This window comes from Arthrobacter ginsengisoli, from assembly GCF_031456935.1.
Lineage (GTDB): Bacteria > Actinomycetota > Actinomycetes > Actinomycetales > Micrococcaceae > Arthrobacter > Arthrobacter ginsengisoli.
Window position 1 is genome coordinate 32,170 of sequence record NZ_JAVDVQ010000019.1, and the last position, 24,199, is coordinate 56,368.

At 64.8% G+C, this 24,199-nt stretch carries 18 protein-coding genes and 3 pseudogenes; 11 read left to right on the plus strand and 10 right to left on the minus strand.

Annotation, left to right across the window (positions count from 1 at the left end; translation table 11 throughout):
• The first annotated feature begins 114 nt into the window (after positions 1 to 114).
• The 3 genes and pseudogenes from J2X01_RS17220 to J2X01_RS17230 all read left to right on the plus strand — a co-directional run bounded on the left by J2X01_RS17220 (position 115) and on the right by J2X01_RS17230 (position 3,619).
• On the plus strand, positions 115 to 1,341 hold the full coding sequence (locus tag J2X01_RS17220) for a M20 metallopeptidase family protein (protein ID WP_310060198.1): 1,227 nt from the start codon (positions 115 to 117) through the stop codon (positions 1,339 to 1,341).
• Between the two features lie 33 nt (positions 1,342 to 1,374).
• Positions 1,375 to 2,715, plus strand: coding sequence for an MFS transporter (locus J2X01_RS17225; protein ID WP_310060202.1), 1,341 nt, complete (start codon positions 1,375 to 1,377; stop codon positions 2,713 to 2,715).
• Between the two features lie 170 nt (positions 2,716 to 2,885).
• A pseudogene (locus J2X01_RS17230) lies at positions 2,886 to 3,619 on the plus strand (GOLPH3/VPS74 family protein).
• Between the two features lie 36 nt (positions 3,620 to 3,655).
• Here J2X01_RS17230 and J2X01_RS17235 read toward each other — a convergent pair.
• The 3 genes from J2X01_RS17235 to J2X01_RS17245 all read right to left on the minus strand — a co-directional run bounded on the left by J2X01_RS17235 (position 3,656) and on the right by J2X01_RS17245 (position 7,685).
• Complete coding sequence (locus tag J2X01_RS17235) at positions 3,656 to 4,798, minus strand: amidohydrolase family protein (RefSeq protein ID WP_310060206.1); 1,143 nt, start codon at positions 4,796 to 4,798, stop codon at positions 3,656 to 3,658.
• Positions 4,798 to 6,162 carry a type I glutamate--ammonia ligase gene (locus tag J2X01_RS17240; RefSeq protein WP_310060209.1) on the minus strand — a complete coding sequence of 455 codons (1,365 nt, stop codon included), beginning with the start codon at positions 6,160 to 6,162 and terminating at the stop codon, positions 4,798 to 4,800. The genes J2X01_RS17235 and J2X01_RS17240 overlap by 1 nt, the downstream gene beginning before the upstream one ends.
• 71 nt (positions 6,163 to 6,233) lie before the next feature.
• Positions 6,234 to 7,685 carry an MFS transporter gene (locus J2X01_RS17245; RefSeq protein WP_310060213.1) on the minus strand — a complete coding sequence of 484 codons (1,452 nt, stop codon included), beginning with the start codon at positions 7,683 to 7,685 and terminating at the stop codon, positions 6,234 to 6,236.
• Positions 7,686 to 7,817: 132 nt separating this feature from the next.
• Between J2X01_RS17245 and J2X01_RS17250 the strand changes: the two genes are divergently transcribed.
• Complete coding sequence (locus J2X01_RS17250) at positions 7,818 to 8,702, plus strand: potassium channel family protein (protein ID WP_310060215.1); 885 nt, start codon at positions 7,818 to 7,820, stop codon at positions 8,700 to 8,702.
• Here the strand turns inward: J2X01_RS17250 and J2X01_RS17255 are convergent.
• Positions 8,699 to 9,085, minus strand: coding sequence for a winged helix-turn-helix transcriptional regulator (locus J2X01_RS17255; RefSeq protein WP_310060219.1), 387 nt, complete (start codon positions 9,083 to 9,085; stop codon positions 8,699 to 8,701). The two genes, J2X01_RS17250 and J2X01_RS17255, sit on opposite strands and share 4 nt — an antisense overlap.
• 100 nt (positions 9,086 to 9,185) lie before the next feature.
• On the opposite strand from J2X01_RS17255, the gene J2X01_RS17260 reads away from it, so the two are divergent.
• Positions 9,186 to 10,046 carry an SDR family oxidoreductase gene (locus J2X01_RS17260; protein WP_310060220.1) on the plus strand — a complete coding sequence of 287 codons (861 nt, stop codon included), beginning with the start codon at positions 9,186 to 9,188 and terminating at the stop codon, positions 10,044 to 10,046.
• 183 nt (positions 10,047 to 10,229) lie between these two features.
• Here J2X01_RS17260 and J2X01_RS17265 read toward each other — a convergent pair.
• A pseudogene (locus tag J2X01_RS17265) lies at positions 10,230 to 10,678 on the minus strand (aldehyde dehydrogenase family protein); the annotation flags it as partial.
• 824 nt (positions 10,679 to 11,502) lie between these two features.
• On the opposite strand from J2X01_RS17265, the gene J2X01_RS17270 reads away from it, so the two are divergent.
• Entirely contained in the window at positions 11,503 to 12,267 is a 765-nt protein-coding gene (locus J2X01_RS17270) for a GOLPH3/VPS74 family protein (protein ID WP_310060223.1), read from the plus strand.
• A gap of 382 nt (positions 12,268 to 12,649) precedes the next feature.
• A pseudogene (locus J2X01_RS17275) lies at positions 12,650 to 12,865 on the plus strand (deferrochelatase/peroxidase EfeB); the annotation flags it as partial.
• Positions 12,866 to 13,316: 451 nt separating this feature from the next.
• Here J2X01_RS17275 and J2X01_RS17280 read toward each other — a convergent pair.
• Positions 13,317 to 14,015: a maleylpyruvate isomerase family mycothiol-dependent enzyme gene (locus J2X01_RS17280; RefSeq protein ID WP_310060226.1), complete on the minus strand. Its 699-nt coding sequence runs from the start codon at positions 14,013 to 14,015 to the stop codon at positions 13,317 to 13,319.
• A 281-nt stretch (positions 14,016 to 14,296) separates the two neighbouring features.
• Here J2X01_RS17280 and J2X01_RS17285 point away from each other — a divergent pair, with 281 nt between their 5' ends.
• The 4 genes from J2X01_RS17285 to catC all read left to right on the plus strand — a co-directional run bounded on the left by J2X01_RS17285 (position 14,297) and on the right by catC (position 18,163).
• Positions 14,297 to 15,682 carry an MFS transporter gene (locus J2X01_RS17285; protein ID WP_310060230.1) on the plus strand — a complete coding sequence of 462 codons (1,386 nt, stop codon included), beginning with the start codon at positions 14,297 to 14,299 and terminating at the stop codon, positions 15,680 to 15,682.
• Between the two features lie 132 nt (positions 15,683 to 15,814).
• The gene (locus J2X01_RS17290) at positions 15,815 to 16,759 is read left to right on the plus strand and encodes a LysR substrate-binding domain-containing protein (protein WP_310060232.1); all 945 of its coding nucleotides are present in this window, start codon (positions 15,815 to 15,817) and stop codon (positions 16,757 to 16,759) included.
• Positions 16,756 to 17,859 (plus strand): mandelate racemase/muconate lactonizing enzyme family protein, encoded by a 1,104-nt coding sequence (locus tag J2X01_RS17295; protein WP_310060235.1) that lies wholly within the window; start codon positions 16,756 to 16,758, stop codon positions 17,857 to 17,859. The genes J2X01_RS17290 and J2X01_RS17295 overlap by 4 nt, the downstream gene beginning before the upstream one ends.
• A gap of 25 nt (positions 17,860 to 17,884) precedes the next feature.
• Positions 17,885 to 18,163 carry a muconolactone Delta-isomerase gene (gene catC / locus J2X01_RS17300; protein WP_310060237.1) on the plus strand — a complete coding sequence of 93 codons (279 nt, stop codon included), beginning with the start codon at positions 17,885 to 17,887 and terminating at the stop codon, positions 18,161 to 18,163.
• Between the two features lie 57 nt (positions 18,164 to 18,220).
• On the opposite strand, the gene J2X01_RS17305 is transcribed toward catC, so the two are convergent.
• The 4 genes from J2X01_RS17305 to benB form a co-directional block, all read right to left on the minus strand.
• Positions 18,221 to 21,103 carry an AAA family ATPase gene (locus tag J2X01_RS17305; protein ID WP_310060239.1) on the minus strand — a complete coding sequence of 961 codons (2,883 nt, stop codon included), beginning with the start codon at positions 21,101 to 21,103 and terminating at the stop codon, positions 18,221 to 18,223.
• Between the two features lie 10 nt (positions 21,104 to 21,113).
• Positions 21,114 to 21,941 carry a 1,6-dihydroxycyclohexa-2,4-diene-1-carboxylate dehydrogenase gene (locus tag J2X01_RS17310; RefSeq protein ID WP_310060241.1) on the minus strand — a complete coding sequence of 276 codons (828 nt, stop codon included), beginning with the start codon at positions 21,939 to 21,941 and terminating at the stop codon, positions 21,114 to 21,116.
• Complete coding sequence (benC, locus tag J2X01_RS17315; RefSeq protein WP_310060244.1) at positions 21,941 to 23,512, minus strand: benzoate 1,2-dioxygenase electron transfer component BenC; 1,572 nt, start codon at positions 23,510 to 23,512, stop codon at positions 21,941 to 21,943. The genes J2X01_RS17310 and benC overlap by 1 nt, the downstream gene beginning before the upstream one ends.
• Before the next feature lie 125 nt (positions 23,513 to 23,637).
• A complete protein-coding gene (gene benB, locus J2X01_RS17320) occupies positions 23,638 to 24,174 on the minus strand; it encodes a benzoate 1,2-dioxygenase small subunit (RefSeq protein ID WP_310060246.1) in 537 nt (178 codons plus the stop codon).
• Positions 24,175 to 24,199 lie beyond the last annotated feature (25 nt).

Below are 24,199 nucleotides of genomic sequence, written 5' to 3' on the forward strand. Positions count from 1 at the left end.
TGGCATGCAATTCCTGCAAAATTGGTCATGGACGGCAGGTAGCGCAGCTCACATACTCGAAGGAAGCCAAACCACGTTTTCGTGGACAACCCGTTCATCCGAAGGGAACACTCTGTGTCCGTAGCCCAAATTCTTGCAGATGCCCGCGAACTCCATAGCGACATCGTCCGGCTGCGCCACGACCTGCACCGCCACCCCGAGCTGGGCCTGGAACTGCCCCGCACCCAGGAGAAAGTGCTGGAGGCCTTGTCTGACCTGCCGCTGGAAATAACGCTGGGCAAGGGCCTTACATCCGTGGGCGCCGTCCTGCGCGGCACCGCCGGTGACCCGTCCGCCGTCGACCGCCCCACCGTCCTGCTCCGGGCCGATATGGACGCCTTGCCGCTCCAGGAGGAAACCGGCGTCGACTTCAGCTCCGAGGTGGCCAACCGTATGCATGCCTGCGGGCACGACCTGCATACGTCCATGCTGGTTGGCGCGGCCCGTCTGCTGGCCGAGCGGCGGCACCAACTGGCCGGCGACGTCGTTTTGATGTTCCAGCCGGCGGAGGAACAACTCGCTGGCGCCCCGATGATGATTGAGGAAGGAATCCTGGATCTGTCAGGCCGGCGGGCAGACGCCGCCTACGGCCTGCATGTGTTCAGCGCGGGCGGTAACACTGGCCGGTTCGAGACCAAGCCGGGCGTCATGATGTCCGCCGCGGACGCACTATTCGTGAAAGTCATCGGCCGGGGCGGCCACGGCTCGGCTCCACACCAGGCCAAGGATCCCGTGCCGGTGATGGCGGAAATGATCCTGGGTCTTCAGCACATGGTCACGCGCCAATTCAACGCCCACGACCCCGTGGTGGTGTCCGTGGGCATGGTCAAGGCGGGCGAGGCCATCAACGTCATCCCGGACACGGCCGAGTTTGGTGCCAGCCTGCGGATGTACTCGGATGAGGCCCGGAGCAAAATGCAGGCGGCAATCCCGCGCCTGCTCAAAGGCATCGCCTCTGCCCACGGTCTTGAGGTGGACATCAATTACCACGTCGGGGGACGCGTCACTGTCACCGACGAAGTCCAAACTTCGTTTGCTGTGGATCAGATCGCCGAATTGTTTGGCGAAGAACGACACCACCGGCTGGCTGCTCCGCTGGGCGGCTCCGAGGACTTCGCCGACGTCCTGGCCCTGATACCGGGCAGCTTCATCTGCCTGGACGCCACTCCGCTTGACGGCGGACCGGACGCAGCCTTCAACCATTCACCTCGCGCCACGTTCGATGACAGCGTTCTGGTGGACGGAACCGCTCTCTACACCCAGCTTGCCGTGGCGCGGCTGGCCCAGCTTGCCGACGCCTGATCCGGCTACCCCGGCACCCACCCAAGGAACCCCATGACCCACAATTCAGCTACCCGTGCCCGCGATCTAAGCGCCGGGGACCCGGTCGGCCCGAATCCAACCGCCGTCGTACCCGTCAAGGCCACAAAGGCACAGCGGCAGACCCTGTTCGCCACCGGAATGGGCAACGCCCTCGAATGGTACGACTGGGGCATTTACTCGGCTTTTGCCATCTACTTCGCCACCGAGGTTTTCAACCCCAAGGACCCGCTGGCAGCGCTCCTGGGAGCGATGGCAGTCTTTGCGGTTGGCTTTGTGGCCAGACCCGTGGGCGGATTCCTGTTCGGCTGGCTGGCGGACCATAGGGGCCGCCGCGCCTCGATGATCTCCACGGTGGGACTGGCTTCCTTTGGTTCACTCATGATCGCTCTGGTACCGACCTATAGTTCCGCCGGCGCGTGGGCGGCGGTGGTGCTCCTGACGGCCCGCCTGCTGCAGGGACTCGCGCACGGTGGCGAGATGCCCTCGGCACAGACCTACATCGCGGAGTCCGCGCCCGCAGCGCGCCGCGGCCTGTGGTCCTCGCTGATCTATGTATCCGGGACCTCCGGCATCGTGATCGGCCTGCTTTTCGGCTACATCCTCAATCTGCTGCTGAGCAAGCAGGACATGCAGGCATGGGGCTGGCGCATCCCCTTCATCATCGGAGCGGTGCTTGGCCTCTACACCCTTGTTGCGCGGTCCCGGATGAAGGAGACCGAAGCCTTCACCGCAGCCAAGGCCACTGTCCGCCCGCCGATCTGGCCCGAGATCCGCCGTAACTGGCGCTCGGCGCTCCGGGTCATCGGGCTGGGCATCGGTGCCACTGTCTGCTACTACGTGTGGTCCGTGAGTGCAGTCCAGCAGGCCGTCATCATCCACAAGATGGACCAGGGAACGGCGCTGCTGGCCAGCGTCTTGAGCAACGTCGTCCTGATCATCTCGCTTCCCTTCTGGGGCAAGTTCTCAGACCGCTTTGGCCGCCGCGCCAGCATGATGATCGGCACCGGCACACCCATCGTGCTGTTCCCGCTGCTCGTCAACACCGTGGGCCAGGGTTTCTGGTCCCTGTTCCTCCCCGCGACCCTGATCCTGGTGCTGATGGGCGCCACGCTGGCCGTGACTCCGGCAGTCTTCGCCGAGATGTTCCCCACCCGGATACGCACTGTTGGGGTAGCTGTCCCGTATGCGGTGGCCGTGGCCATCTTCGGCGGGACGGCGCCGTACCTGCAGAGCTGGTCCAACGCCGCTTTCGGACCTTCAGCATTCACCATTTACGTCGTCGTTCTTCTAGTCATCTCCACCGTGGTGGCATGGAAGCTGCCTGAAACCAAGGGTAAGGACCTGACGCATTAGGCACCACCCGTTCCAAACAGAGCGGACGACGGCGGGACGCCCCGCCGTCGTCCGCTCACTGGGGACGCAAACTCTTGCAAGCGGTGGGCCAGCGGCAGGGAAATGCAGACGCCGACGTCGACGCTTGCAATTCGTGATTGTGGCCGTTGCCCAACTGCGCCACGATGTTCGTGAATGCTGAAACGCCGCAGGCGGCGGAGCTGAACCTTCCCCAGGCCTTCCTCCTTCTCGCAACCAAAACGACCAAGACGGCAAACCTGAAGTTCCTATGTTCGCACTCAGGACCACTCTGGCAGGGGCAATTCTGGCCGAGCTGGAGCTGATCGGCGCAATCGGGCTCCAGGGGAAGCACGGCAGGGCTACCGGCACCGCCCCGCCAACGGACTTGCAGCACGAGTTGGAGCTCATCCATGGGAAGTCCCGGCCCCACACGCCCAAGCGGTGGGTCTCCATGCTAGAGGGCCGTGCCGAAATGCAGCGTGTGTACGAAGGGATGGCGGCACGGGGCATCGTGGAACACGTCGGCGAGAAACACCTGGGCGTGTTCCGGACCGTGCGGTACCCGGAGAAGGACCACGCTTCGGAGGCGGCGCTCCTGCAAAAGATCCAGGCCGCACTCGGCGGTCCGCCGCCCGATGCCGGGGCGGCGGATGCCACGGCAACGGATGTCGAGGCCCCTGCTGCGGAAATGCCCGCTCCCGCGAAGCCTGACGCTGAGGCCCGCGATGCCAGGACCACGGCACTGATCGCCCTCCTTCAGGCTGCCGGGCTGCTCGGCAAACTCGCACCGGCAGCAGATAAAATCCGGGCAAGTGAACTGGCGAAGGATCACTGGCCTTCCCGCGCGGTGGAGGACGAACTGCTCATGATCAGACTGGCGGAGGAAGAAGAACCAGGCATCTAAGCCCGCCTGAAATCGCTGGGTACGGAGGTCGGCGGCTCAGGGGAGCGCGTACACACGGCGGGCGTTGTCGCGTGCGACGAGCTGCACGATCTTGCGGGCGTCCGCCTCGGAACAGTCGTCGTCGTCGATCCATCCGCCGACTACTTTGGTGATGGCGTTGCGCCACAGTCGCGCGCCGAGGTAGTGGAGTTCGGCCGGGCCGAATGCGTCGGAGGAGTAGAGGATTTTTGTGAAGGGTGCCAGTTCGAAGGAGCGGGCCACCAGATCGCGGCTCCGTGACCCGGTGAAGTTCACGGCAAGGCCCACATCGAGGTGGACGTTTTCAAAGGCGTGGGCCAAGTAGCCGGCTTCGCGCTCGAATGGATAGCAGTGGAGCAGCATGATTGGTGTGTCCCGGACTTCGGGGGACCGGAGGAAGTCCAGGAGGTACAGGGGATTGGTTTTGTGGAGGTCCAGGTCGCGGTCACCGAATCCGACATGGAACTGCAGCGGAAGTTTCATCGACACCGCCGTGTGGATCCCGTGGGCCATGAGTGTCACGTCGGTGAGCTTCGCCTTGGTGCCGGTACGGGGTTTCTGCTGCCAGCGGCGGGCTGCTTCAGCGACCGCGGCGGGTGTCGGCCGGCTGAGATTCCGGTCGAATCCTGTGCGGTAGGCGAGAACTGTTTTGACGCCCACGGCGCTGCGGGTGAGCTTGTGAAGCCGCTGACCGAACTCGTCGACGTAGTCTGCCGGGTTGTCGATCTCCTGGATCAGCGCCTCGGCGACCAGTTCCAGCCGGACGATCTCGTGGGTTCGCCCGCCGGAGACCTCGGCCATGCCGGCCGTGCCGAGGTAGTCGGCGGCATCCAAGCCGGTATCGATCAGCCAGTCACTCACGCCGGCAGCGCGGGTCATGCGCCGGCACACCTCGAGTTCGCCCAGCTCGGAGCGCCGGCTCCAGTAGTCCGCCGGTGGGGTGTGCCGTGGCAGATCAAGAACGCCGCTGCACCAGCGCCGGATGGCGAGCCCGATTTGGGTGTTGTAGGTGTCCTCGGGGTGGGCCAGTGGTTCGGTGTTCCCTTCGTTGAGCGAGTTCTGAAAGCGTGCCTCATCACCGTCGGCGTGAAACGCGCCATGCACGTGGTGATCAATGAGGCTGACTTGTTCGACGAAGTCCGGGAATGAACCGCCCGCCATTAGATCGACCAGGCAAGTCGAAAGCGTTCGGCAAGCTCGTCCGGCGAGAGTTCCGCGGAGATTCGCTGTTCGTAGCGCCGGACGGCCACGGTGGCATCGACGATGGCGTCTCCGAGCAGCCCGCGTGCAAGGCGTGACTTGTCCAGCGTGTCGATGATGGTGGCGGGGGAGTTGGCGAGCAGCCGGATGTTGGCCCGGTGCCGCTCGTCTTCCGACAGCCGTCCGGGGTCGCCCGGGATCTCGGCCGGAAGCTTGCGCCCGCCGCGGATGCCGTCAAGGGCGAGTGCCAGGATGGACGCGGAGGCCAGGTACACGTTGGCCGACGGGTCGACGATTTTCACTTCGACGTTGGCTCCGTGCGGATTGCTCTGGCCCTCGTTCAGGAAGCGCACGGAGGCTTCCCGGTTTTCCAGGCCCCAGCACAAGTAGGCACCTGACCACGTGCCGGGGGTCAGGCGGCTTCCGGACAAGACTGATCCCGTGAGGAAACCCTGGATCTCGGGGAGTCCTGCGATGATTCCGCCGATGGCCGCGCCGCCCTCGGCGCCGATGCCGTGGGGTCCGCTGCCGCCGGAGAACAGCGGCAGGCCGTCCTTGTGGAGCGAAACGTGCTGGTGGGCACCGTTGCCGACGGTGCCGGGAAAGGGCAGCGGGGAGAACGAGGCCTGCATGCTGTGGGCCCGGGCGACGATGCCAACGATGAGTTTGGCAAGGACCACCTCGTCCGCGGCCTGAACCGGCGCAGCAGGGGGAAGGGAAAACTCTAACTGGTTTCGGCCGTACTCGGCGTGGATCTGCTCCACTGGAATGCCGGCATGGTTCAGCGCTGACAGCAGGTCATCGAGGAATTCCGACCGGTCCAGAAGACCGGTGGCCCCGTACGGAACCCAGGGCGCGGTTTCCAGCGCTGAACCGTCCGGGGCGACGAGGAAGAATTCCAGTTCGTGGCCCACGAGTGCCTGGTATCCGGCCTCGCCGAGGCTGCCGTCGACGTCGGTCAGGAGGCCGCGGGCACAGGCCGGAGACGCGGCTCCGTCCTGTTCGAAAAGGCTGGCCGGTGCCCATGCCCGGCCACCCGGCAGGACACGGAGTCCCGCGATATCGATCCTGAGGCGCATGTCGCCAACCGGGGTGATGCTGTCCGTGAACGCTATCCCGCCGTCGATGGTGAAGACATGCCAGACGGGGGCAGCGCCCATCCCGGATTCGTGGAAGGTTTTAAGCCGGGCCAATGGAACGCTCTTGGCCAGCGTGATACCCGAAGCATTCACCACCGTGCCGATCACGGTGCGGATGCCGGCCTCCTGGAGCTCGTGCTGAGCCTTGGCAACAGCGGCTTGGTCGGCTGATGCGAAGTGTGTCATGCGCCTATCATGCGGCCCCTCCCCGTCCAATGAAAGGTTCAAAAGATGCGCCGACTCTAGGCTTCCGCCGCTCAGTCAGGCCGTCCCCGCTCCGCCGGCGACGACGATCCCGCCGTCTCCAGCCCCTGTGCAGCCGCCTGCGCATACGACGCCGAGACCCGGCGGTAGACCGGGGTCAGGAAGGCCAGCAGCGCCGCTGCGATCATGATGATGCCGGCCACCAGGAAGATCAGGGCGATGCCGCGGGAGGTGCCCTCGCCCAGCAGCGGGGCCAGCTGGGCGGCGCCCTCGGCGGACCGCGCATAGGGGATGATCCAGAACTGGGCGATCGGGGCAATGAGGAAGGCGGTGATCGGCGCTGCCGCCGACTCGAAGGCCATGGCGAACCCGAACACCCGGCCCTGCTGGGGCAGCGGCACCACCTGCTGGATGACCGTCTGCTCGGCGGCCTCCACAAAAGGAATCAGTACCAAGTACAGCCAGATGCCCGCGACGTACAGCCACGCCCACTCCCGCAGCGTGAACACAGCGCCGAGGACCCCCATAACCATAACCGCGATGAGCATGGTGCGCAGCGGATTGGACCCGAGTCCGAACTTGCCGATCAGCGCGCCGCCCACGATGAACCCGGTGGATCCCAGTGCGAATACGGCTCCCCACAGCTCCACCGGGAACATCTCCAGTCCATAGGGATCCATCAGCGCCATATAGACGCCGCCGATGAAGTTGTTGAACGTCGTGAATAGGATCAGCGCGAACAGGCCTCCAATGGCGAGGACGGCGGCAACGGAGCCGCGCAGGTCGAATGCGCCGTGGGCGTCCGTGGCGGCCACCCGCACCTCCTCCGGCAGGCGCAGCGTGAGCAGGTGCGCGAAGGCAAGGGCAGTGAGCGCCACGGCGACGACGACCGTCCAGCCCATGCCCAGCAGCCCGACCGACAGCCCGGAGAGCACCGAGGTGACGATAAATGCCAGCCCCTGCACCATGCCCACCAGACCGTTGGCGTTAGCCCGCCGGTCAGGCTCGATGAGGATGGTGACTACGGTGGAGAGGGCGACGTTGCGCATGTTCTCCACCACCGCGCCCACCAGGATGATCACGGCGAAGATCCAAAACCACGGCTGTGTCAGGTCCAGCAGGCTGGCAGCGGGTGTCAGCAGGAACATCACCCCGGCCAGCAGGAACATCACCAGGGTGAAACCAGCGGCGAAGCGCATCACGGCCAGCTTGCGGTAGCGGTCCACAAACGTGCCGAAGCTGATGCTGGATAGGGCAATCAACAGCATGTACGCTCCGCCGATCACCCCGGTGGCGATCACGTTGCGCGTCTCCAGATAGACCCAGAACGTCAGGGCAAACCACAGATAGCTGGTGGTGATGTTGGCCAGGGCGGTGTTTACCAGGATCCCGGCGAACGTGCGGGACCGCTGTGCCGGACTGCGCAAGGACGTGTCGACGTCGTCGGGATCGGCCAGGCTCGGAGACTCAGCGACCCCGGCAGGTGCCGGTTCGTGCTCGGTCATGTGTCCCAGTTTACTGACAACCAATGGGCCCGGGCCCGGCCACCGCGGGGTATTTCGGCTACCCCGCGCTCGCGGCCGAACGCCTCGCTTCGGGTGCCGTCGCGCGGGGGCCTCGGACCCTTAAGCTGAAGCATGGATTTCGACGACGCACTCTGGATCGCGGCCGGGGCAGGCCTGATCCTGCTGATGCTTACGGATGTCTTCCACACACTCCTGTATCCGCGTGGGACAGGCCCGGTCTGCAAGGCGATAATCCGCGGACTCTGGCTGTTAACCAACAAACTCCGGGGACGGGCATCGACAATCGCAGCCCCTCTCGCCATGGCTGCCGTGATCGGTGCCTGGGCCGCCCTGGCGGTGCTGGGCTGGGCTCTGGTGTACTTCCCGTTTCTGCCTGCAGGCTTCGTGTACGGAGACGGGGTGGCGCAGCACGGCGATTTCAGCGAAGCCCTCTACGTCTCGATGGTCACCCTCTCCACCGTCGGCTACGGTGACATCGTGCCGGCCCAGCCTCTGCTCAGGCTGGTCGCGGCTGCCCAGGCCGTGGCCGGGTTCGGGCTGCTAACCGCGACGGTGTCCTGGATTCTGCAGACCTACCCTGCCCTGAGCCGTCGACGGGCGTTGGCCCACCGGCTGAACCAGTTCAGGGAAGCGGCCGGGGCCGAGGGTCTCTCGTCGCTGACTCCCGCCCACGCTGCCGCGTTGCTCGAATCCCTGGCCGGAAACGTGGCATCGGTCAGCATCGACCTGCTGTCCTTCCAGGAAACCTACTACTTCCACGAAGCAGAGCGCAGGGGATCGCTGCCGGCCACCGTGACGTATGCACAACACCTGGCTACTGAAGCCCGGGACCATGACAACACAGAACTCCGCTTCGCCGGACGGATGCTGTACGCGGCGCTGGAGGATCTGGCCGAGGTGCTCCGCGGGAACTTCGGCCACGAAGGGAGCACCTCTTCTGCCGTGTTCCACAGCTATGAACGGCACCACCGGCATCGTAGGGCCGACCCGGACTAAGCGGGGTCGCGCTGGCCGTTGATGATGTCATCGGCGTTTTGGAAGGCCCACGTGACCAGCGGAACCAGCAATGCGCTCAGCTCGTAGCCGCGGCTGGTCAGGCTGTAGTCCACCCGTGGCGGGATGACCGTCTGGGCGCGACGACTGACCAGGCCGTCGCGCTCCAGGGTCTTTAGCGTCTGCGCCAGCATTTTCTCGCTGATGCCATCGGCCCGCCGGCGAAGCTCGCTCCAGCGCTGCTCGCCTTCGGACAGGGCGAGCAGGATGAGTACGCCCCACTTACTGCTGATGTGGTCCAGCACCGTCCGGCTGGGGCACCCTGCCGGAAACACACCAGTAGAAAAGCTCACGGGGAGACTTGTGGCGTTGCTACTAACTTCCATGCCTGTACCTTACCTAAAAGTGCGTACTAACGTTTGGGAAGCAATTGGCTGCGGGTGAGGTTGTGACCGGTGACAGAGTACAAATGGTGAAAGGAAACCCATGAGCATCGTCATCACAGGCGCAACCGGCCAGCTCGGCCGCCACGTTGTTGAAGCACTGCTGGAGCGCAACGTCCCGGCAGGGGAGATTGTGGCCGCCGGCCGCTCCATCGAAAAGCTGGCGGACTTCGCCGCCCGGGGGGTCCAGGTCAAGGCGATGGATTACGCGGACCCGGATTCAGTGGCCGCGGCCCTCAAAGGTGCCCGCAAGGTCCTCCTGATCTCCGGCAACGCCGTTGGGGAGCGGGTGCCGCAGCACCGCACCGTGATCGAGGCCGCCAAGGCTGAAGGCGTGGGCCTCATTGCGTACACGAGCATCGCAAATGCGGACACCTCGGAAATGAAGCTCGCGGCGGAGCACCAGGCCACGGAGGCGCTTCTCAAAGAAGCCGGGGTCCCCTTCGCCCTCCTGCGCAACGGCTGGTACCTGGAGAACTACACCGACCAGCTTCCGGGAGCACTGGCACAGGGTGCGGTGGCCGGCAGCGCCGGCGATGGCAGGATCAGTGGTGCCTCCCGCGCTGACTACGCACAGGCTGCCGCGGCGGTACTTGTTGCCGATGACCAGGCGGGCAGGATCTACGAGCTTGGCGGTGACCAGGCCTTCACCATGACCGAGCTTGCTGCCGAGATCAGTGCCGCCGCGGGCAAGACCATCATTTACAGGGATCTCCCGGCCCAGGAATACGCGGGCATGCTTGCCGGTGTGGGCGTGCCGGAAGCGTTCGCCGAGATCCTCGCGGATTCGGATCTGGGGATTGCCCGCGGTGATCTTCTGGTCACCGCCGGAGACCTGCGCAAGCTCATCGGACGCCCGACTACGTCACTGGCCGAAGCCGTGCGCTCGGCGGCCTCCGCCTAGTTCCCCGACTCCTTCAGACCCTGATCCGAAGGGCGAAACAGGCGCCGGGCACCCCATGGGGTGCCCGGCGCCTGTCGGGTTGATATTCGGGTTCGGGCAGGCGTGAATCTTGGCTCGGCTGCAGCGACTGGGCCGCGGGGGGTGGCCCGCACCTTGCGTTGTGTGTGTGGGGCCGGGAGCGGATCAGCCGTTGATGATCTGGGGGACACCGAGGGCTTTGAGGCCTTCGACGCCGAATTCCAGGCCGTAGCCGGACTGCTTGGCTCCGCCGAAGGGGATGCGGGGGTCCACGGCGCCGTGCTTGTTGATCCAGACGGTGCCGGCCTCGATCCTCGCGGCGACTTCGCGGGCTGCTGAAAGGTCCGAGGACCAGACCGAGGCGCCGAGCCCCACGTCGAGGCCGTTTGCCATTGCAACAGCCTCGTCAACCGTGCTGTAACGGATGATCGGCAGGGCCGGGCCGAACTGCTCCTCGGCCACCAGGGGGTTGTCGTTGTCGATGTCGGCTATGAGAGTGGTCGGGTAGAAGTAGCCGGGCTGCTCGGCGTCCGGGTTTCCGCCGAGCAGGATGCGGGCGCGCCCGAAGCGTTGGCCGCTTCCACGAGGTTGTCGACGACGTCGTACTGTGCCCGAATTCTGTCGCGGTAGGGAATCCTCAAACTCGTCTTCCGGCCACCGCGGGCTTACGTCGCCGAGGAGCGCGGCGTTCTTGGTGGCTGCCGCCGGGAGGGCCCCTTTTTCGCGGGCGCCGGCCGCCGTAGGCTATGGGAGTACATCACACCGAGGAGGCACTTATGCGCACGGCAACACCAGCTGCCCAGGCCGACCAGGTCCGGCATCTTTCAGAGAATCTCATGTCCCAGCTGACCAAGGGGAAGGAGTGGGCCACTCCCGGGGTCGAGGCGGCATTGCAAAGAGTGGTGGCGGGGCTCGATACCGGGATCGAATCTGCGTCCCCGAGGATCCAGGCAGGTCTGCGGCGGCTCGCTGATGAGCTCGCCGGCGGAGTGGAAACTCTGGCACCTCGTGTTCACGAGGGCCTGAAGCGGGTTTCGCCGGACGCAGTCCCGGTTACGGCCCGCGGCCGGGCTAAGTCGAAGCGGACGGCTTCCAGGAAAGCCTGGCTTATTGCCGGGGCGGTGGCCGTCGCAGTGACCGCGGGACTCGCGGCCTGGCGCTCTTTTCGGCCGGGCGATGAAAAACCGGTGCCGTCCGTGAGGGTGCAGCCTGCCAGCGGCGCAAACCCCAGCTCAGACGGCGGCCCCGCAGGCGTCCGGACCTGAGGCACGCTCCCGACAGCGCATCGCAACCCACCTGGTGCCCCCGGCAATGGACGGAGGCACCAGGTGGCCGCGAACCTTTGGCAGCGGTGCCAGCGGCAGGGCAATGGAGACGCCGACGTCGACGCTGCTAAATCCTTATTGTGCTGGCAGCCCAGCCGCGCCACGATGTTCGTATGAACGCTGAAACACCGAAGGCCGTGGAGCTGAACCTTCCCCAGGCCTTCCTCCTTCTGGCAACGAACGACACGGACGGCAAACCTGAAGTCCCTATGTTCGCACTCAGGACCACGTTGGCCGGGGCAATATTGGCCGAGCTGGACCTGATCGGTGCAATCAGGCTCCAGGGGAAGCACGTCAGGGCTACGGGCACAGCCCCGCAGACGGATTTGCAGCACGAGCTGGAGCTCATCCGCGGCAAATCACGGCCGCACACTCCCAAGCGCTGGGTCTCCATGCTGGAGGGCCGCGCCGAAATGCAGCGTGTTTACGAGGGGATGGCGTCCCAGGGCATCGTGGAACATGTCGGCGAAAAACACCTTGGTCTGTTCAAGTCCACCCGGTACCCGGAGAAGGACCATGCTCCTGAGGCGGCGCTCCTGAAAAAGATCCAGGCCGCCCTCGGCAGTGCGCCGTCGGATGCCGGTGCGTCCGCTGCCACGGAGACAGATGCCGGGACGCCCGTTACCGCGACGCCCGTTTCCGGGAAGCCAGCTGCCGGGACGCCCGCTCCCGCGAAGCCTGATGCCAGGGCAGTCGATGCCAGGACCACGGCGCTGATCGCCCTGCTTCAGGCTGCCGGGCTGCTCGGCAAAATCGTACCGGCAGCAGATCAAATCCGGGCCAGTGAGCTGGCGAAGGACTACTGGCCTTCCCGCGCGGTGGAGGAGGAGCTGCGCATGATCAGGCTGGCGGAGGAAGAAGCCCCCGGCATTGAGTAAGCAGTTCAACGGCGAGCATCGGGGGAGTGCCCGGACGGCGCCGGAAGGCTATTTTCGGGGCCCAGAAATCCGCCTGTGTTTCCGGGCCGACCTCCAGGAGAACAGGTTGCGCCCACGGGCACGGCCTTGAGCTGTGCGAAGGGCTCCGCCTGACCCCCAGCGGGCACAACGTGTCGTTACCTTCGGGGAGGGCGGCCGCGATTCCTCCCGGTCTGCCATCCGGCAACGGCGTCGTTCAGGAGCCTGACCTTCACCGGGCCGAAGTCGCCGCGGCGCCGTTTACCGCTACGCGCGGATCCACACTCCAAGGGTGCGTTCCCGTTCGCAGTCATCGTCGCCGTTGTTCGGGTACAGGTGCGGGTGCGCGGCCGCCGTAGTCTCCGTCCGGATGCTGCGCCGCGGGTACAACTACACCGACGGGTCGGACGGGCTGGGGCACCTCGACACCGGGCTGTTCTTTGTTGCCTTCGTCAAGGATCCACGCACGCACTACGTCCCCATGCAGATGGCCATGGCTAAGCAGGACACCCTGGCCGTGGAGTACCTCCAGCACACGGGTTCCGCCCTGGCCGCGGTGCCGCCCGGCGTGATGGCGGGTCAGACAATAACCGCGGCGGCGCAGAAGCAAGTATTGTCGCGGCCCAGCATTCTGATACCAGTCCTGTCGCTGGCGGCGACAGCCGCGTGGGGAGCGTCGTTGGCTGTTGGCCATACCACCACGTTCGACGCCGGTGTCCAACGGCTGGCGCTGTCCGGCCACGTCCTGGCGATGGTGCTGGGGTTCGGTTCCGTGATCGTTGTGGACTGGGTGGGATTCCTGTGGCTGATCGGCAAGCGCGGACTGCATGACACCAGCAGGTTGGAATCGGCTGTGGCCCCGTTGATCTGGGTGGGCCTGGCAGGGCTGCTGCTGACGGGCGCCTTCATACATCCGGATGTCACCATTCCGGCCACCCAGCTGAAGATGTATTGCGCCCTGGGCCTGATGCTCAACGGAATCTCGCTTGTCCCTGTAATGCGCTGACTGACCCGGCGAGGGGTCGGTCCGTTCACCAGAAAGGCAGTGCCGGCACCGGGCCGTCTAAGTCAACATGTTCGGCGTCCCCGCGTGCCAGCCACTGGAGCATGCCTGCGCGGTCGGATAAAACGCGCAGGCCGCCGTCGCCGATCACCCACTCGTCACGTTCTTCGGTCACAAGTGTCATACCCGGAGCACCCTTGGCGCGCAGCGACCGCACCACGGCTTCGAGGGCGTTGAGCAGCGAATCCGGATCGGCTTCCTCGATGGTCCAAGCAGTGCCGAGGTCATGGTGGTGCACCACCACCTCGGCAATCCGGAGCGCCACGATGGACGTGGCGGGGACCGCTTTGCCGCTCACCTGGACTTCCGTGGCCAGGAGTTCCCCGCTTAGCCGCTGTGCCTGCTCGGCAAAGTTTCGGGCGGACTCCCGCAACTCCCCAATGAGCTCCTCCCGCGGCAGGGCCGCCAGGGCAGCGATCTCCCGGGAGCGGGCCTCGCTTGAGTCGTAAAGGGGACGCTCCTCGCCGGAGGTAGCCCAGTCGATGAGCTTTACCAGGGCACGGCCGCTGGAGGCGAGGTGGGCGATGACGTCGGCGCGCGTCCACCCCTCACACAGCGAGGGAACGGTCATCTCGTTGTCGGCAAGGGACTCGACGGTGGCCAGTAACATGTCAGTCTCCCTGCCGAGGCGGGACAGGTCCGAGTGCAGCCGTGCGGAGTTGATCATTGTGCCAGCCTACCCATCGGCCGGTTCCCGGACCACCGTTCCTGGGTCACCTTTCGTATCCAGATCGTATGAACTCAGACGTGCAGCGCCAACGAGGGCTCAATTCAATAAAACCGCTGATTGAGAGCAAATGCATATAATTAACCCCCGGGCGGAAAGCCGGGCATTCCCCTCATATGACTTGAGTCACACGCCTGTCAGGCTGGAAGTAATCGGAGGACGGCCCCTCGGATCCTCCGGGTGCCGTAGGCCTCCACTTCTCCGGAGAGGACTTGGGGACCATGACACAACCGCACGCCGTTATCGCCGAAAATCCGCAAAAGGAGGCGCGCACCGCCAATTGGGTGGCCTTCGTTATCTGTACAGCGCTCTTGTTTGACGGTTACGACCTGGTCATTTACGGCACGATCCTACCGGGGCTGCTCGCAGACCCGAGCCAGATCGGAGCGTTTGATGCAGTCACCGCAGGCCTCCTCGGGTCCTGGGCCCTCATCGGAGTACTCGTAGGTTCACTGATCTGCGGCGCTGTCGGTGACTTTTTCGGCCGGCGCCGATTGATGCTCCTGGGCATCGCCTGGTTCTCCGTGGGCATGTTCGTCACGGCCTTGGCCACCAGTGTCCCTGCCTTCGGTGCGTTGCGGTTCGTGACCGGGCTCGGCCTGGGGGTAGTTATCGCCAGCGCCGGTGCCACCATGGCTGAATTCGCGCCCGCGGGAAAGCGGCAGTTCTACAACGCAATTGTGTATTCGGGGGTCCCGGCAGGCGGCGTCCTGGCCTCAATCATGGGCATCCTTTTCCTCGATAGCATTGGCTGGCGCGGACTGTTCATCATCGGCTCCCTGCCGCTGGTCATTCTCCTGCCTATTGCCTGGCGCAAGCTCCCGGAGTCACCGCGGTGGCTGCTGTCCCGGGGCCGTGAACAGGAGGCCCTGGTCGCCGCGGAACGTACCGGCGTCCCGCTCCTCAAGGAGCGCGTAATCCTGCAGGTCGGCGCCGCGCCACAGAAGTCCGGCTTTGCGGCCGTCTTTTCCCGCCAGTTCGCCGTTGCATCCATCCTGCTGGGGCTAATGTCCTTCTCTGGCCTGCTGCTGACATATGGACTCAACACATGGTTGCCCAAAATCATGGAGGGCTACGGCTATGGGCGGACGTACTCCCTGTATTTCCCGCTGGCGCTGAACCTTGGCGCGGTGGCGGGCGGTTTGCTCGCATCCCGTCTGGCGGACAAAAACGGCCCCCAGCGGGTTATCGCCGCGACCTTCTTGCTGGCGACGATTTCCTTGGCGCTTATGACCTTTAGCTTTCCGTTGCCGTTGCTTTTTGTCTTTATCGCCCTCGCGGGCGTGGGAACGCTTGGAACCCAGGTGCTGATCTACGGGTTCCAGTCCAACTACTTCACCACCAATGCCCGGGCAGCGGGCGTGGCATGGTGCGCCAGCGTGGGCCGGCTGGGCGGGGTGCTCGGTCCGATCATCGGCGGGTGGCTGGCCGCCGCGGGCATCGGCGGTTCCACCGCCTTCTACATTTACGGGGCAGTCGCACTCCTCGGTGCTGTCGTCACCGTCCTGGTGCCCCGCCAGCGCAGGCTTGAGGAGGCCGAACACAAAGTCGAGGAGATCGCCGAAGGCCGGGCAGGGGGCAGCATTCCTGCTGGAAAGATCTCTTAGTCCGCGTGGCTGCCCTGGCCAATATTACGTCTACGAAATTTCCTAGTAGGGCTTATTATGGTTATTCTGTGAATCAATCACGAGCCCAGGGCAGCGTCGCGCGGGGCCGGTTAGCGGAAGGACGGCACCACGTTGGACATCCGCCAACTGAACTATTTCATCGCGGTTGCTGAGGAGCGGCATTTCGGCCGCGCGGCCAAACGCCTGCATATGGCGCAGCCACCCCTCTCGCAGCAGATCCGCCAGTTGGAAGAGCAGCTTGGGGTCCAATTGCTCAACCGGACCACCCGCAGGGTGGACCTGACAGCGGCAGGCCAACTCTTGCTGGACCGCGGACGGCAGATCGTCAACGACGTCGCGACCCTTCAGGCCGACGTCTACCAGGTCGGGAAGGGCGCCACCGGCGTCCTCCGCGTGGGCTTCTCAGGGTCGGCAACTTACGGCGTCATGCCCCAGATCGCCCGCCTTGCCAAACAGGTCCTGCCGGGCCTGTCCCTTGCGCTGCACGGTGAAATGCTGACGCCATCCATGGAAGCGGGGCTGCGGGACGGCACTCTGGACGCCGCGTTGTTGCGTCCCCCCGTCGCTTCCCAGGAGATCGACTACCGGATGGTGACCCAGGAGCCGCTCGTCCTTGCGCTTCCCTCGTTCAGCGCCCTGGCCGTGGATCGGCCTGTGGCGATGCATGAACTGCAGGACCAGGACTTCATCGCCTACGGGCCCGAATCCGTGCTCTACCGCACCACCGCGGACCTGTGCCGCCAGGCGGGCTTCCAGCCACGCATCACCCAGGTGGTTGGGGAGACCTCCACCATGCTGGCATTCGTAGCCGCAGGGGGCGGGGTGGCGGTCATGCCGTCCAGCGTTCAGGCCTTCCAGCTTGAAGGCGTGGCCTACCGGGAGATTGAAAACGTCCCCATGGTGGAGCTCGCTGTCGCCTGGCTGCGGGGGCATCACTCTGCGTTGCTACACAACTTCTTGGACGTCGTCGTTACCGCAACTGCGGCACCCCCGGCGCCGGTCCCGGCCTCCGGCCCTGCGCCGTTTCCCACTGATGAAAGGCTCTCCCACTCATGAAGATCAAGGCTATTGAGGCGATTCCCTACTCGATCCCGTATCTTCATCCACTGCATTTTGCTTCCGGATCGGTGCACGAGGCGGACCATGTTCTCATCAGGCTTCGCACCGACGATGGAGTGGTGGGCACCGCTGACACGCCGCCGCGCCCCTACACCTACGGGGAGACGCAGAAGTCGATCGTTGCGGTGGTGGAGGATGTTTTTGCTCCCCAACTGATCGGGGTCGACATATTTGACCGTGAGAAAGTCCAGGCGATCCTGTACCGCACGGTGCACAACCAGACCGCCAAGGGGGCCGTGGACATCGCCCTTTGGGACGTCATAGGCAAAACTCTCGGTCAGCCGGTGACAAAACTGCTGGGTGGGTACTCCGACTCCCTCCGCGTCTCCCATATGCTCGGCTTCAAGCCCGCGCAGGAGTTGCTGGCGTTGGCCCTCGAGTTCCGCGAGACGTATGGCATCAACACGTTCAAGCTCAAGACCGGCCGCCGTCCCCTGCACCTCGACATCGAGGCCGCTCGGGTATTGCGGGAGGGCCTCGGCGAGGATGCCGAGCTCTACATGGACGCCAACCGCGGCTGGTCTGCCAACGAGGCAGCCGAGGTACTCCGCCGGACGGTGGATTTGGGACTGCAGTTCCTTGAGGAGCCCGACGACGCCCGCGAGGTCCTCGGCCGCCGCCGCCTTGTGGAGAACTCTCCCATCCCCATTGCCGCAGACGAATCTGCCGCGAACCTCGGTGAGGCCGCACGGGAAATCCTCACCGGGGGCGCCAACCTGCTGGCTGTAAAGACGGCACGGTCCGGCTTCACGGAGGCGGCCAAGATCGTCGGGATGGCCGAGGGAATGGGCATCGACGTTTATATCGGCAACCAGATCGACACCCAGGTCGGCACGGCCGCGTCGGTGACCTTCGGCGCCGCCTTCGCCCACACCGCCAAGCGCGCAGCGGAACTCTCCAACTACCTGGACATGGCCGACGACCTGCTGGCCAAGCCTTTGGTCATCACCGGGGGGCGCATCCATGTGCCCGAGGGCCCCGGCGTGGGTACCGCTGTTGACGAAGAAAAGCTCTCCCTTTACCGCACCGATCGATAGCAACCCCTTTACCGAAAGGACATTCATGAAGTACCTGGTCCACATGGACGTAAACCTGCCAGCCGACCTGCCAGCCAACGAGGCAACGGAAATCAAGGCCAAGGAGAAGGCCTACTCGCAGCAGTTGCAGCGCTCGGGCAAGTGGCCGGAAATCTGGCGAGTTGTGGGCGAATACGCCAACTACTCGATCTTCGACGTCGATTCCAACGACGAACTCCATGAGATCCTGCAGAACCTGCCGCTGTTCCCGTATATGGACATCTCAGTGGTGCCGCTCGCGAAACACCCCTCCGACGTCAAGTAAGCGCCGGCGTCAACTACTGAACGCCGTCAGGGGCTCTATTGCCGGCCGTGTTCCGAGTCAATCCCGAGCCCGGAACGCGGCCGCGAGCTCGCTGCGGGAGCGGATTCCCATTTTCCGGTAGAGCCGGGTCAGGTGGTACTGCACGGTCTTCTCCGCCAGGAACAGGGCCCGGGCCGCCTCCTTGTTGGTGGCGCCGCCCGCTACTAGTTCGGCCACCGCCCGTTCCTGTGCTGTGAGCTGGAGGTGGTGATCGCTGAGCGCGGTGAGTACGGGGTCGGCAGGGTCGGGCATATTTCCGACGTCGAGGCCCGTTGCCTTGAGCTCCCGGTCGCACCGTTCCACGTAGGTGGCCGCACCCAGGGAGTCGTATAGGTCGCGGGCCGCGCGCAGGACTGTCGACGCCAGGCGACGTTTGCCCGCCCGTCGCATGCTCTGGCCGAAGGCAAAACTAACGCGTGCCCGCAGATACGGTCGGTTGAGCCCCCTAAGGTAGCCCAGGGACGCCTCGAAATGTCCCCTGGCTGTGTCGGGGTCTCCCTGCGCGGCTACCAGCCGGCCCCTCGCCCACGCCATCCGGGCCATATCCGAAGGCACTTCCCGCTCGCGCGGCACGCGCTCGAACGCCGTGAGGAACGAGTCCGCGGCGTCGAGCTGGTCAGTCATGACGAGGGCGTTGACGTATGTGTCCTGCCAGGGCCAGAAGGACACCCTGTTCTCCGTCCACGGGTCAAGCTCCGTCAGCGGCTGCAGGACGGCCAAAGCACCTTCGTAGTCCGCCCTCGCCTCGTGGAAGCGGGCACGGGCGAGGCTCGCCGGCACCTGCATGGCGCGATAGGTCCCCGGCTGCACCGCGGCCTGCGAAACGTAGTACCGTGCCCGCTCCCAGTCTCCCCGCATGGACCAGAGCTCTGCCGCAGTCCAATAGAGCAGCGGGCGGATCAGCGGCATTCGCGAGGTCTCGAGGCGCGCGGAAGCGCGCACCACGGTGGCGGCCGCCGCATCCCAGTTCCCGAGAACTAAGTGCGTACGCGCCAGCCACGCCTCGGCCCAGAGGGAAATCCGCATCGACCCGCCCCGGTACTCAGTGGGGGCCGCGGACTCGAAGTTCACCAGCGCAGTCTCAACGTTGTCAAGGCGCAGCGCCAGCCAGCCCGCGCCCATCTGGACGCGCTGTTTTTGGGCGTTCTCGGCAGCGTGTTCGAAGGCCCGGTGATAGGAGGCCTCCGCCTCGGAAAGCCGGCCCTGTGCATACAGGCCCAGGCCGTAGATGGCCTCTGATTCAATGTGGGCGGGGGTTCCCGGCGGCGTAAGTTCCATGGCCCGTTCTGCCCAAGTAGTAATCATTGGGCCGTCCCAGGATGCTACCCCGTGCAGGACCAAGCGCTGCGCCACCTGCGCTGCGGCGGATGGATCACGCTGCGGGTTGGAGGTGCGCCAGGCCATCTCCAACTGTGTCTGCGCGCTGTCGTTCTGTCCCGACGCGGTGGAGAGGTAGCCCAACACAGAGGAGCGAAGCGGCGACGACGGCAGGGCGTCCACTGCCGCGGTCCACATCTGGGCCTGGGCAATGTTGCCGGAACCCACCAGGGCATCCACGGCCCTCAGGAGCCTGTCGTTCCGGGAACGGATGTCCTGGGAAAGCCGGGACGCGGAGAACAAAGCTGTTGAGGCATCCTGCCACGCTCCTACCAGCGCCTGGCGTCGGGCGAATTCCTCCAGCTCCTCGGCCAGGCCTTCGTCGGCGCCGGGTGTGGCAGAGACGCGGTGGCCCAACCGTTCGCCCTCGGGCTGCACGGCTTCAGCGGCAAGCCGATGAAGCGCAATGCGCCGGCTGGGAATGATCTGTTCGTAGATGGCCTCGGCGGTACCTGGTTCAAAGAACACCACGGCGGAACGCGCCTGGTCAACGGTCAAGCCCAGCAGTCCGGCACGGTGTCCCTCGTCGAGTGGCTCCATGACGGACTCCACCCCGCTCACCTGGGAAACCTCTGCCGGGCTTGCGGCGCGCCCGAGCACAGAGGCAGCCTCCGCGACAGCAACCAGCCCCGGGGTCGCTGCGCCCAGGACACTGCGCACCCGGGCTCGCACACGGGAAGTCGGCGGCAGGGAGGGAAACCACGTCTGCCAGGTTTCCACCGGCAGCTCATGGAGCAGCTCCACGATCGGTTGTGCCAGCCCTCCGGTGTGCTGGACCAGGCCGTGGGCCGCCGTCGCACTGAGATCGACGCCGCGGATCCTCCTGGCGAGATCCTGAACCTGCTGCGGGGTCAGCGGATCCAGAGGGATAGAGGCCACCTGATGGCCCGTCAGGAAGTCCAGCGCACCGGCGGGGACCCGTAAAGCGTCATCGGGATTGAGCGTGAGCACGAACAAAATCCGCTTTCCATGCAGCCGGCGCATGACGAACGTGAGGATACGCAGGCTCTCCACGTCCAGTTTGTGGACGTCGTCGACGGCAACAACCACGCTGCCCTGCGACTGCAGTCCTTCGAGGTGGGTGCTGAGTGTGGAAGCGTAATTAACCACTTCGTCGGGGGTGAGAGCCCCAACGGGGCCCGCGGACAAGGCCATTCCGGAGTCGTAATCCTTGGCCGAGCGCAGCGGCAACGTGCGCATGAGCTGGGAGTACCCCGCTAGCGGAAACTGTGCCTCCCATTCATCGCCCATGGCGGACAGCACACGGACACCACGGGCCACGGTGCGGCAGTGCTCAAGAAAGAACTCCAGTACGGCGGTCTTCCCCGCCCCGGTTGGACCGGTGATCACCACTGCGCCGACGTTGCCCTTGCGGACCGTGCGCAACATCTCTAACAGCTCTTCAAAGACCGCTGACCGGCCTACAAGCGGCAAGTCCTCCGCCACTCCGCCGTGTATGGATGCCGCCGTCATGGCCGCAACTCTACCGGAGCCAGCGGACCGGACCCGGCGGCGGGCATCCATCACAGCGGCCTCAGCCCAAGTCCCCGCCAGCGACTGGGAGGATGCTGCCAGTTAGGAAGGACGCTTCATCTGATCCCAGGAAGACGATGGGAGCGGCCTGTTCGTCCAATGTCCCGTAGCGCTTCAGAAAGGACGATTCAACGGTTTGGTCAACAATCACCTGGTACCAGGCCTTTTCCGTGGAGGACTCGGCCTCCGGCCCCCGCTTGACCTTGCGGGGTGGCGCCTCGGTACCGCCCGGGGCTGTGGCCACCACGCGGATACCGCGTCCGCCCACCTCCATCGCCAATGACTGGGTCAAGGCATTGACACCACCCTTTGCCGCCGCATACGGCACGCGGTGCATTCCGCGGGTGGCCACCGAGGAAACGTTGACGATGGTGCCCGAGCCCTGCTGCAGCATGGCCGGCAGCACAGCCCGGCAGGCCCAGAGGGTGGGAAAGAGCGAGCGGCGGATCTCTTTCTCAATCTTGTCCTCGTCGTACTCTTCGTACGGGCGGGCCCAGATGGTGCCACCGACATTGTTGACCAGTACGTCCACCCGGCCGTGGGCTGCCAGCGCCGCGTCCACAGCCAGCTGCGCGCCCGCGAACGTCTCAAGGTCAGCGTTCACTGAGGTAGCGGAGCCTCCTGAACCGGAACGCTGCGCGGCCTCCTGGATCCCTTGCGCCACCTCATGAACCAAATCGGCCCGGTCTACAAGGACGACGGCGCCGCCCTCGGCACCGATCCGCTCTGCTACCTTCTGGCCAATGCCCTGGGCGGAACCGGTCACAACGGCCACCTTCCCGGCGTACCGGCCGGGAGTAACGAACTGTCCCGCATATGGTCGCGTCATCAGTTGCCAGCCTTGGCGTCGATCGCCCCTGACATGGTTTCCTTGGCATCGCGTGCATGGGCCATGATGACCTCCCGCGCCCGCGCCTTGTCCTGGCGCTCGAAGGCATCAACAATATCAAGGTGGTCCTGTGTGACCCGCTCGAAGATCGGGGTTCCCTTTTCGAAGGCCGCCGCCATCTGCGCGTGGACGTCCAGCCGACGGTAAGACTCGAGCAGCATCGGGTTGTCGCAGACCACGAAAAGGTATTCGTGGAACTCCTCATTGGTTCGGGCGAACTCATCCGGTTCCTGAACGGCGCCGGCCCTAACAAAGAGCGTGGTGGCCTCGGCAAGCCGGCGGAACTGGTGCAGCTGCTCTTGGCTGAGACGGCCCAACATCAGCTCGCTCACTGCAAGTTCCAGTCCCATGCGGGCGTCAAGCTGGGCGAAGCTGTCCTCCTTGCGGAAATCCAGCCGGCCGGTCTCCAGGGAGGAGACAGCCTCGCTGCGGCTCATCGTGTCGCCTTCCGCCTCAATCTTCTCCGCGGGTGCAGGTGCACCTGTTTCCGCGTCGCCCCCAGTGGTTTCCTTCGGGGCAAAGCGCTCGAAGTAGAAGTTGGCGGGCTTGATGCCCTCGGAGTCCAGCCACTTCGACACTGCATTGACCATGGGAGGCGGTCCGCACAGGTAGATGTCAACGTCGCCATCGTTTAGGTGCGAGGGCTCAATAATCTGGGTGACATAGCCCGTATGGGGAGCAGACGTGTCGGGTTCGGACGCAATGTAGTCCCACGTGAATCCGGGCAGCTTCGCCTCATATTCCCGCAGCCAGTCCAGACCGACGATGTCCGCCTCACGGGTGAGGCCATAAATCAGATGGACGGGTGCCGACGGCGGGTTCTCGGAGAGCTTCTCGAGGATGGACAGGAGTGGGGCCAGGCCCGTGCCGCCTGCGAGGAGCAACAGGGGGCGCTTGGGCTCACGCAGGAAGAACGAGCCATAGGGACCCGTGAATTCAACGGTGTCGCCCACCGCCGCCCGGTCACGCAGGTATTCGGACATGGCACCCTGGGGCGTCACCCGCACCATGAATGAGGCATCCTGCACCTCGGGGCCGCTGCTGAACGAATAGGAACGCTCGGCGTCGGTGCCGGGGACCTTGATGTTGACGTACTGGCCCGGCAGGAAGGCCAGGGCGTCCCGGTTTTCCACCGCCAGGGTGAAGGAAACTGTGGTTTCCGAATGCTTGTCGAGTTCCTTCACCGTGGAAGTGAAGGTGGTGGCAGACGTTTTCGCGGATTCCGACGTGGCGGGAATCTGAATGGCCAGATCCGACTCCGGAACCGCCTGGCAGGTGAGCATGTAACCCTTTTCGAGCTCCTCCTCCGTCATCGCGTCGTCAATGTAGTCGCCCGGATCGAAGGAGCCGGAATCGCAAAACGCTTTGCAGGTGCCGCAGGCACCGTCGCGACAGTCGGATGGAATGTTGATCCGTGCCTTGTACGCGGCGTCCATCACGGTCTCGTAGTCGCCGACTTTGATGACCTTGGTGACGCCATCCTCGAAGCTGAGGGCTACTTTGTGGCCCATGATTTCCTCCTGGCTGGGGGTCACGTCGTCGCGACCCGGGAAAGTGCGGATATGCCCGTTGAGAGCGGGTTTTCGAAACGGTCAACGCCGGCGCCCGGGAAGTGCCAGGCGCCGGCGCGGGGCCGTCAGATCATGTAGACGTCCACCACGTGGTGGATGTAGTCGTTCTTGAGGACGACCTTCTTTTTCAGGATTACCGGCTCGCCGCCGCCGAGGTCGATCGTGTAGAAGCTGTTCCCGAAGTACGTGTCCGTGGTGTTGTAGCGGAAGTACAGGGTGAACCAGTTGAAGCGCACCTTCACCTGGTCGCCGTCTTGCTCCATGATTTCGATGTCTGTGATGTTGTGCCCGGTGCGGGGCTCCGGGAGGGAGGTCGCTGAGGACCGATCTGTCTTGATCCGGAAAATACGGTCCTCAATGCCGCCGCGATTGTCGTAGTAGATGAGCGAGATCTCGTTCTGCGGATCCTCGGTCAGCCGGTCATCGACGTCCCATGCGGGCATCCAGAACTCGGAGTCGGGATGGTAGCACTGAAGCCACTCATCAAACTGGCGATCATCCAGCAGGCGGGCCTCCTTGTACAGAAAGGCACGGACGGTTTCGAGGGTGGCGATCTCCTCGGCGCTCTTGAGCGCCGCAGCTGGTCTGGTCAGGTTTGTCATGGGTTATGCACTCTCTCTGGTTCCA

Bases quoted from the DNA above. Each gene is read 5' to 3' on its own strand.
- J2X01_RS17225 (WP_310060202.1), top strand. From the start codon at position 1,375: ATGACCCACAATTCAGCTACCCGTGCCCGCGATCTAAGCGCCGGGGAC.
- J2X01_RS17235 (WP_310060206.1), bottom strand. From the start codon at position 4,798: ATGGCGGGCGGTTCATTCCCGGACTTCGTCGAACAAGTCAGCCTCATT.
- J2X01_RS17240 (WP_310060209.1), bottom strand. From the start codon at position 6,162: ATGACACACTTCGCATCAGCCGACCAAGCCGCTGTTGCCAAGGCTCAG.
- J2X01_RS17245 (WP_310060213.1), bottom strand. From the start codon at position 7,685: ATGACCGAGCACGAACCGGCACCTGCCGGGGTCGCTGAGTCTCCGAGC.
- J2X01_RS17250 (WP_310060215.1), top strand. From the start codon at position 7,818: ATGGATTTCGACGACGCACTCTGGATCGCGGCCGGGGCAGGCCTGATC.
- J2X01_RS17255 (WP_310060219.1), bottom strand. From the start codon at position 9,085: ATGGAAGTTAGTAGCAACGCCACAAGTCTCCCCGTGAGCTTTTCTACT.
- J2X01_RS17260 (WP_310060220.1), top strand. From the start codon at position 9,186: ATGAGCATCGTCATCACAGGCGCAACCGGCCAGCTCGGCCGCCACGTT.
- J2X01_RS17270 (WP_310060223.1), top strand. From the start codon at position 11,503: ATGAACGCTGAAACACCGAAGGCCGTGGAGCTGAACCTTCCCCAGGCC.
- J2X01_RS17280 (WP_310060226.1), bottom strand. From the start codon at position 14,015: ATGATCAACTCCGCACGGCTGCACTCGGACCTGTCCCGCCTCGGCAGG.
- J2X01_RS17285 (WP_310060230.1), top strand. From the start codon at position 14,297: ATGACACAACCGCACGCCGTTATCGCCGAAAATCCGCAAAAGGAGGCG.
- J2X01_RS17295 (WP_310060235.1), top strand. From the start codon at position 16,756: ATGAAGATCAAGGCTATTGAGGCGATTCCCTACTCGATCCCGTATCTT.
- catC (WP_310060237.1), top strand. From the start codon at position 17,885: ATGAAGTACCTGGTCCACATGGACGTAAACCTGCCAGCCGACCTGCCA.
- J2X01_RS17305 (WP_310060239.1), bottom strand. From the start codon at position 21,103: ATGGATGCCCGCCGCCGGGTCCGGTCCGCTGGCTCCGGTAGAGTTGCG.
- J2X01_RS17310 (WP_310060241.1), bottom strand. From the start codon at position 21,941: ATGACGCGACCATATGCGGGACAGTTCGTTACTCCCGGCCGGTACGCC.
- benC (WP_310060244.1), bottom strand. From the start codon at position 23,512: ATGGGCCACAAAGTAGCCCTCAGCTTCGAGGATGGCGTCACCAAGGTC.
- benB (WP_310060246.1), bottom strand. From the start codon at position 24,174: ATGACAAACCTGACCAGACCAGCTGCGGCGCTCAAGAGCGCCGAGGAG.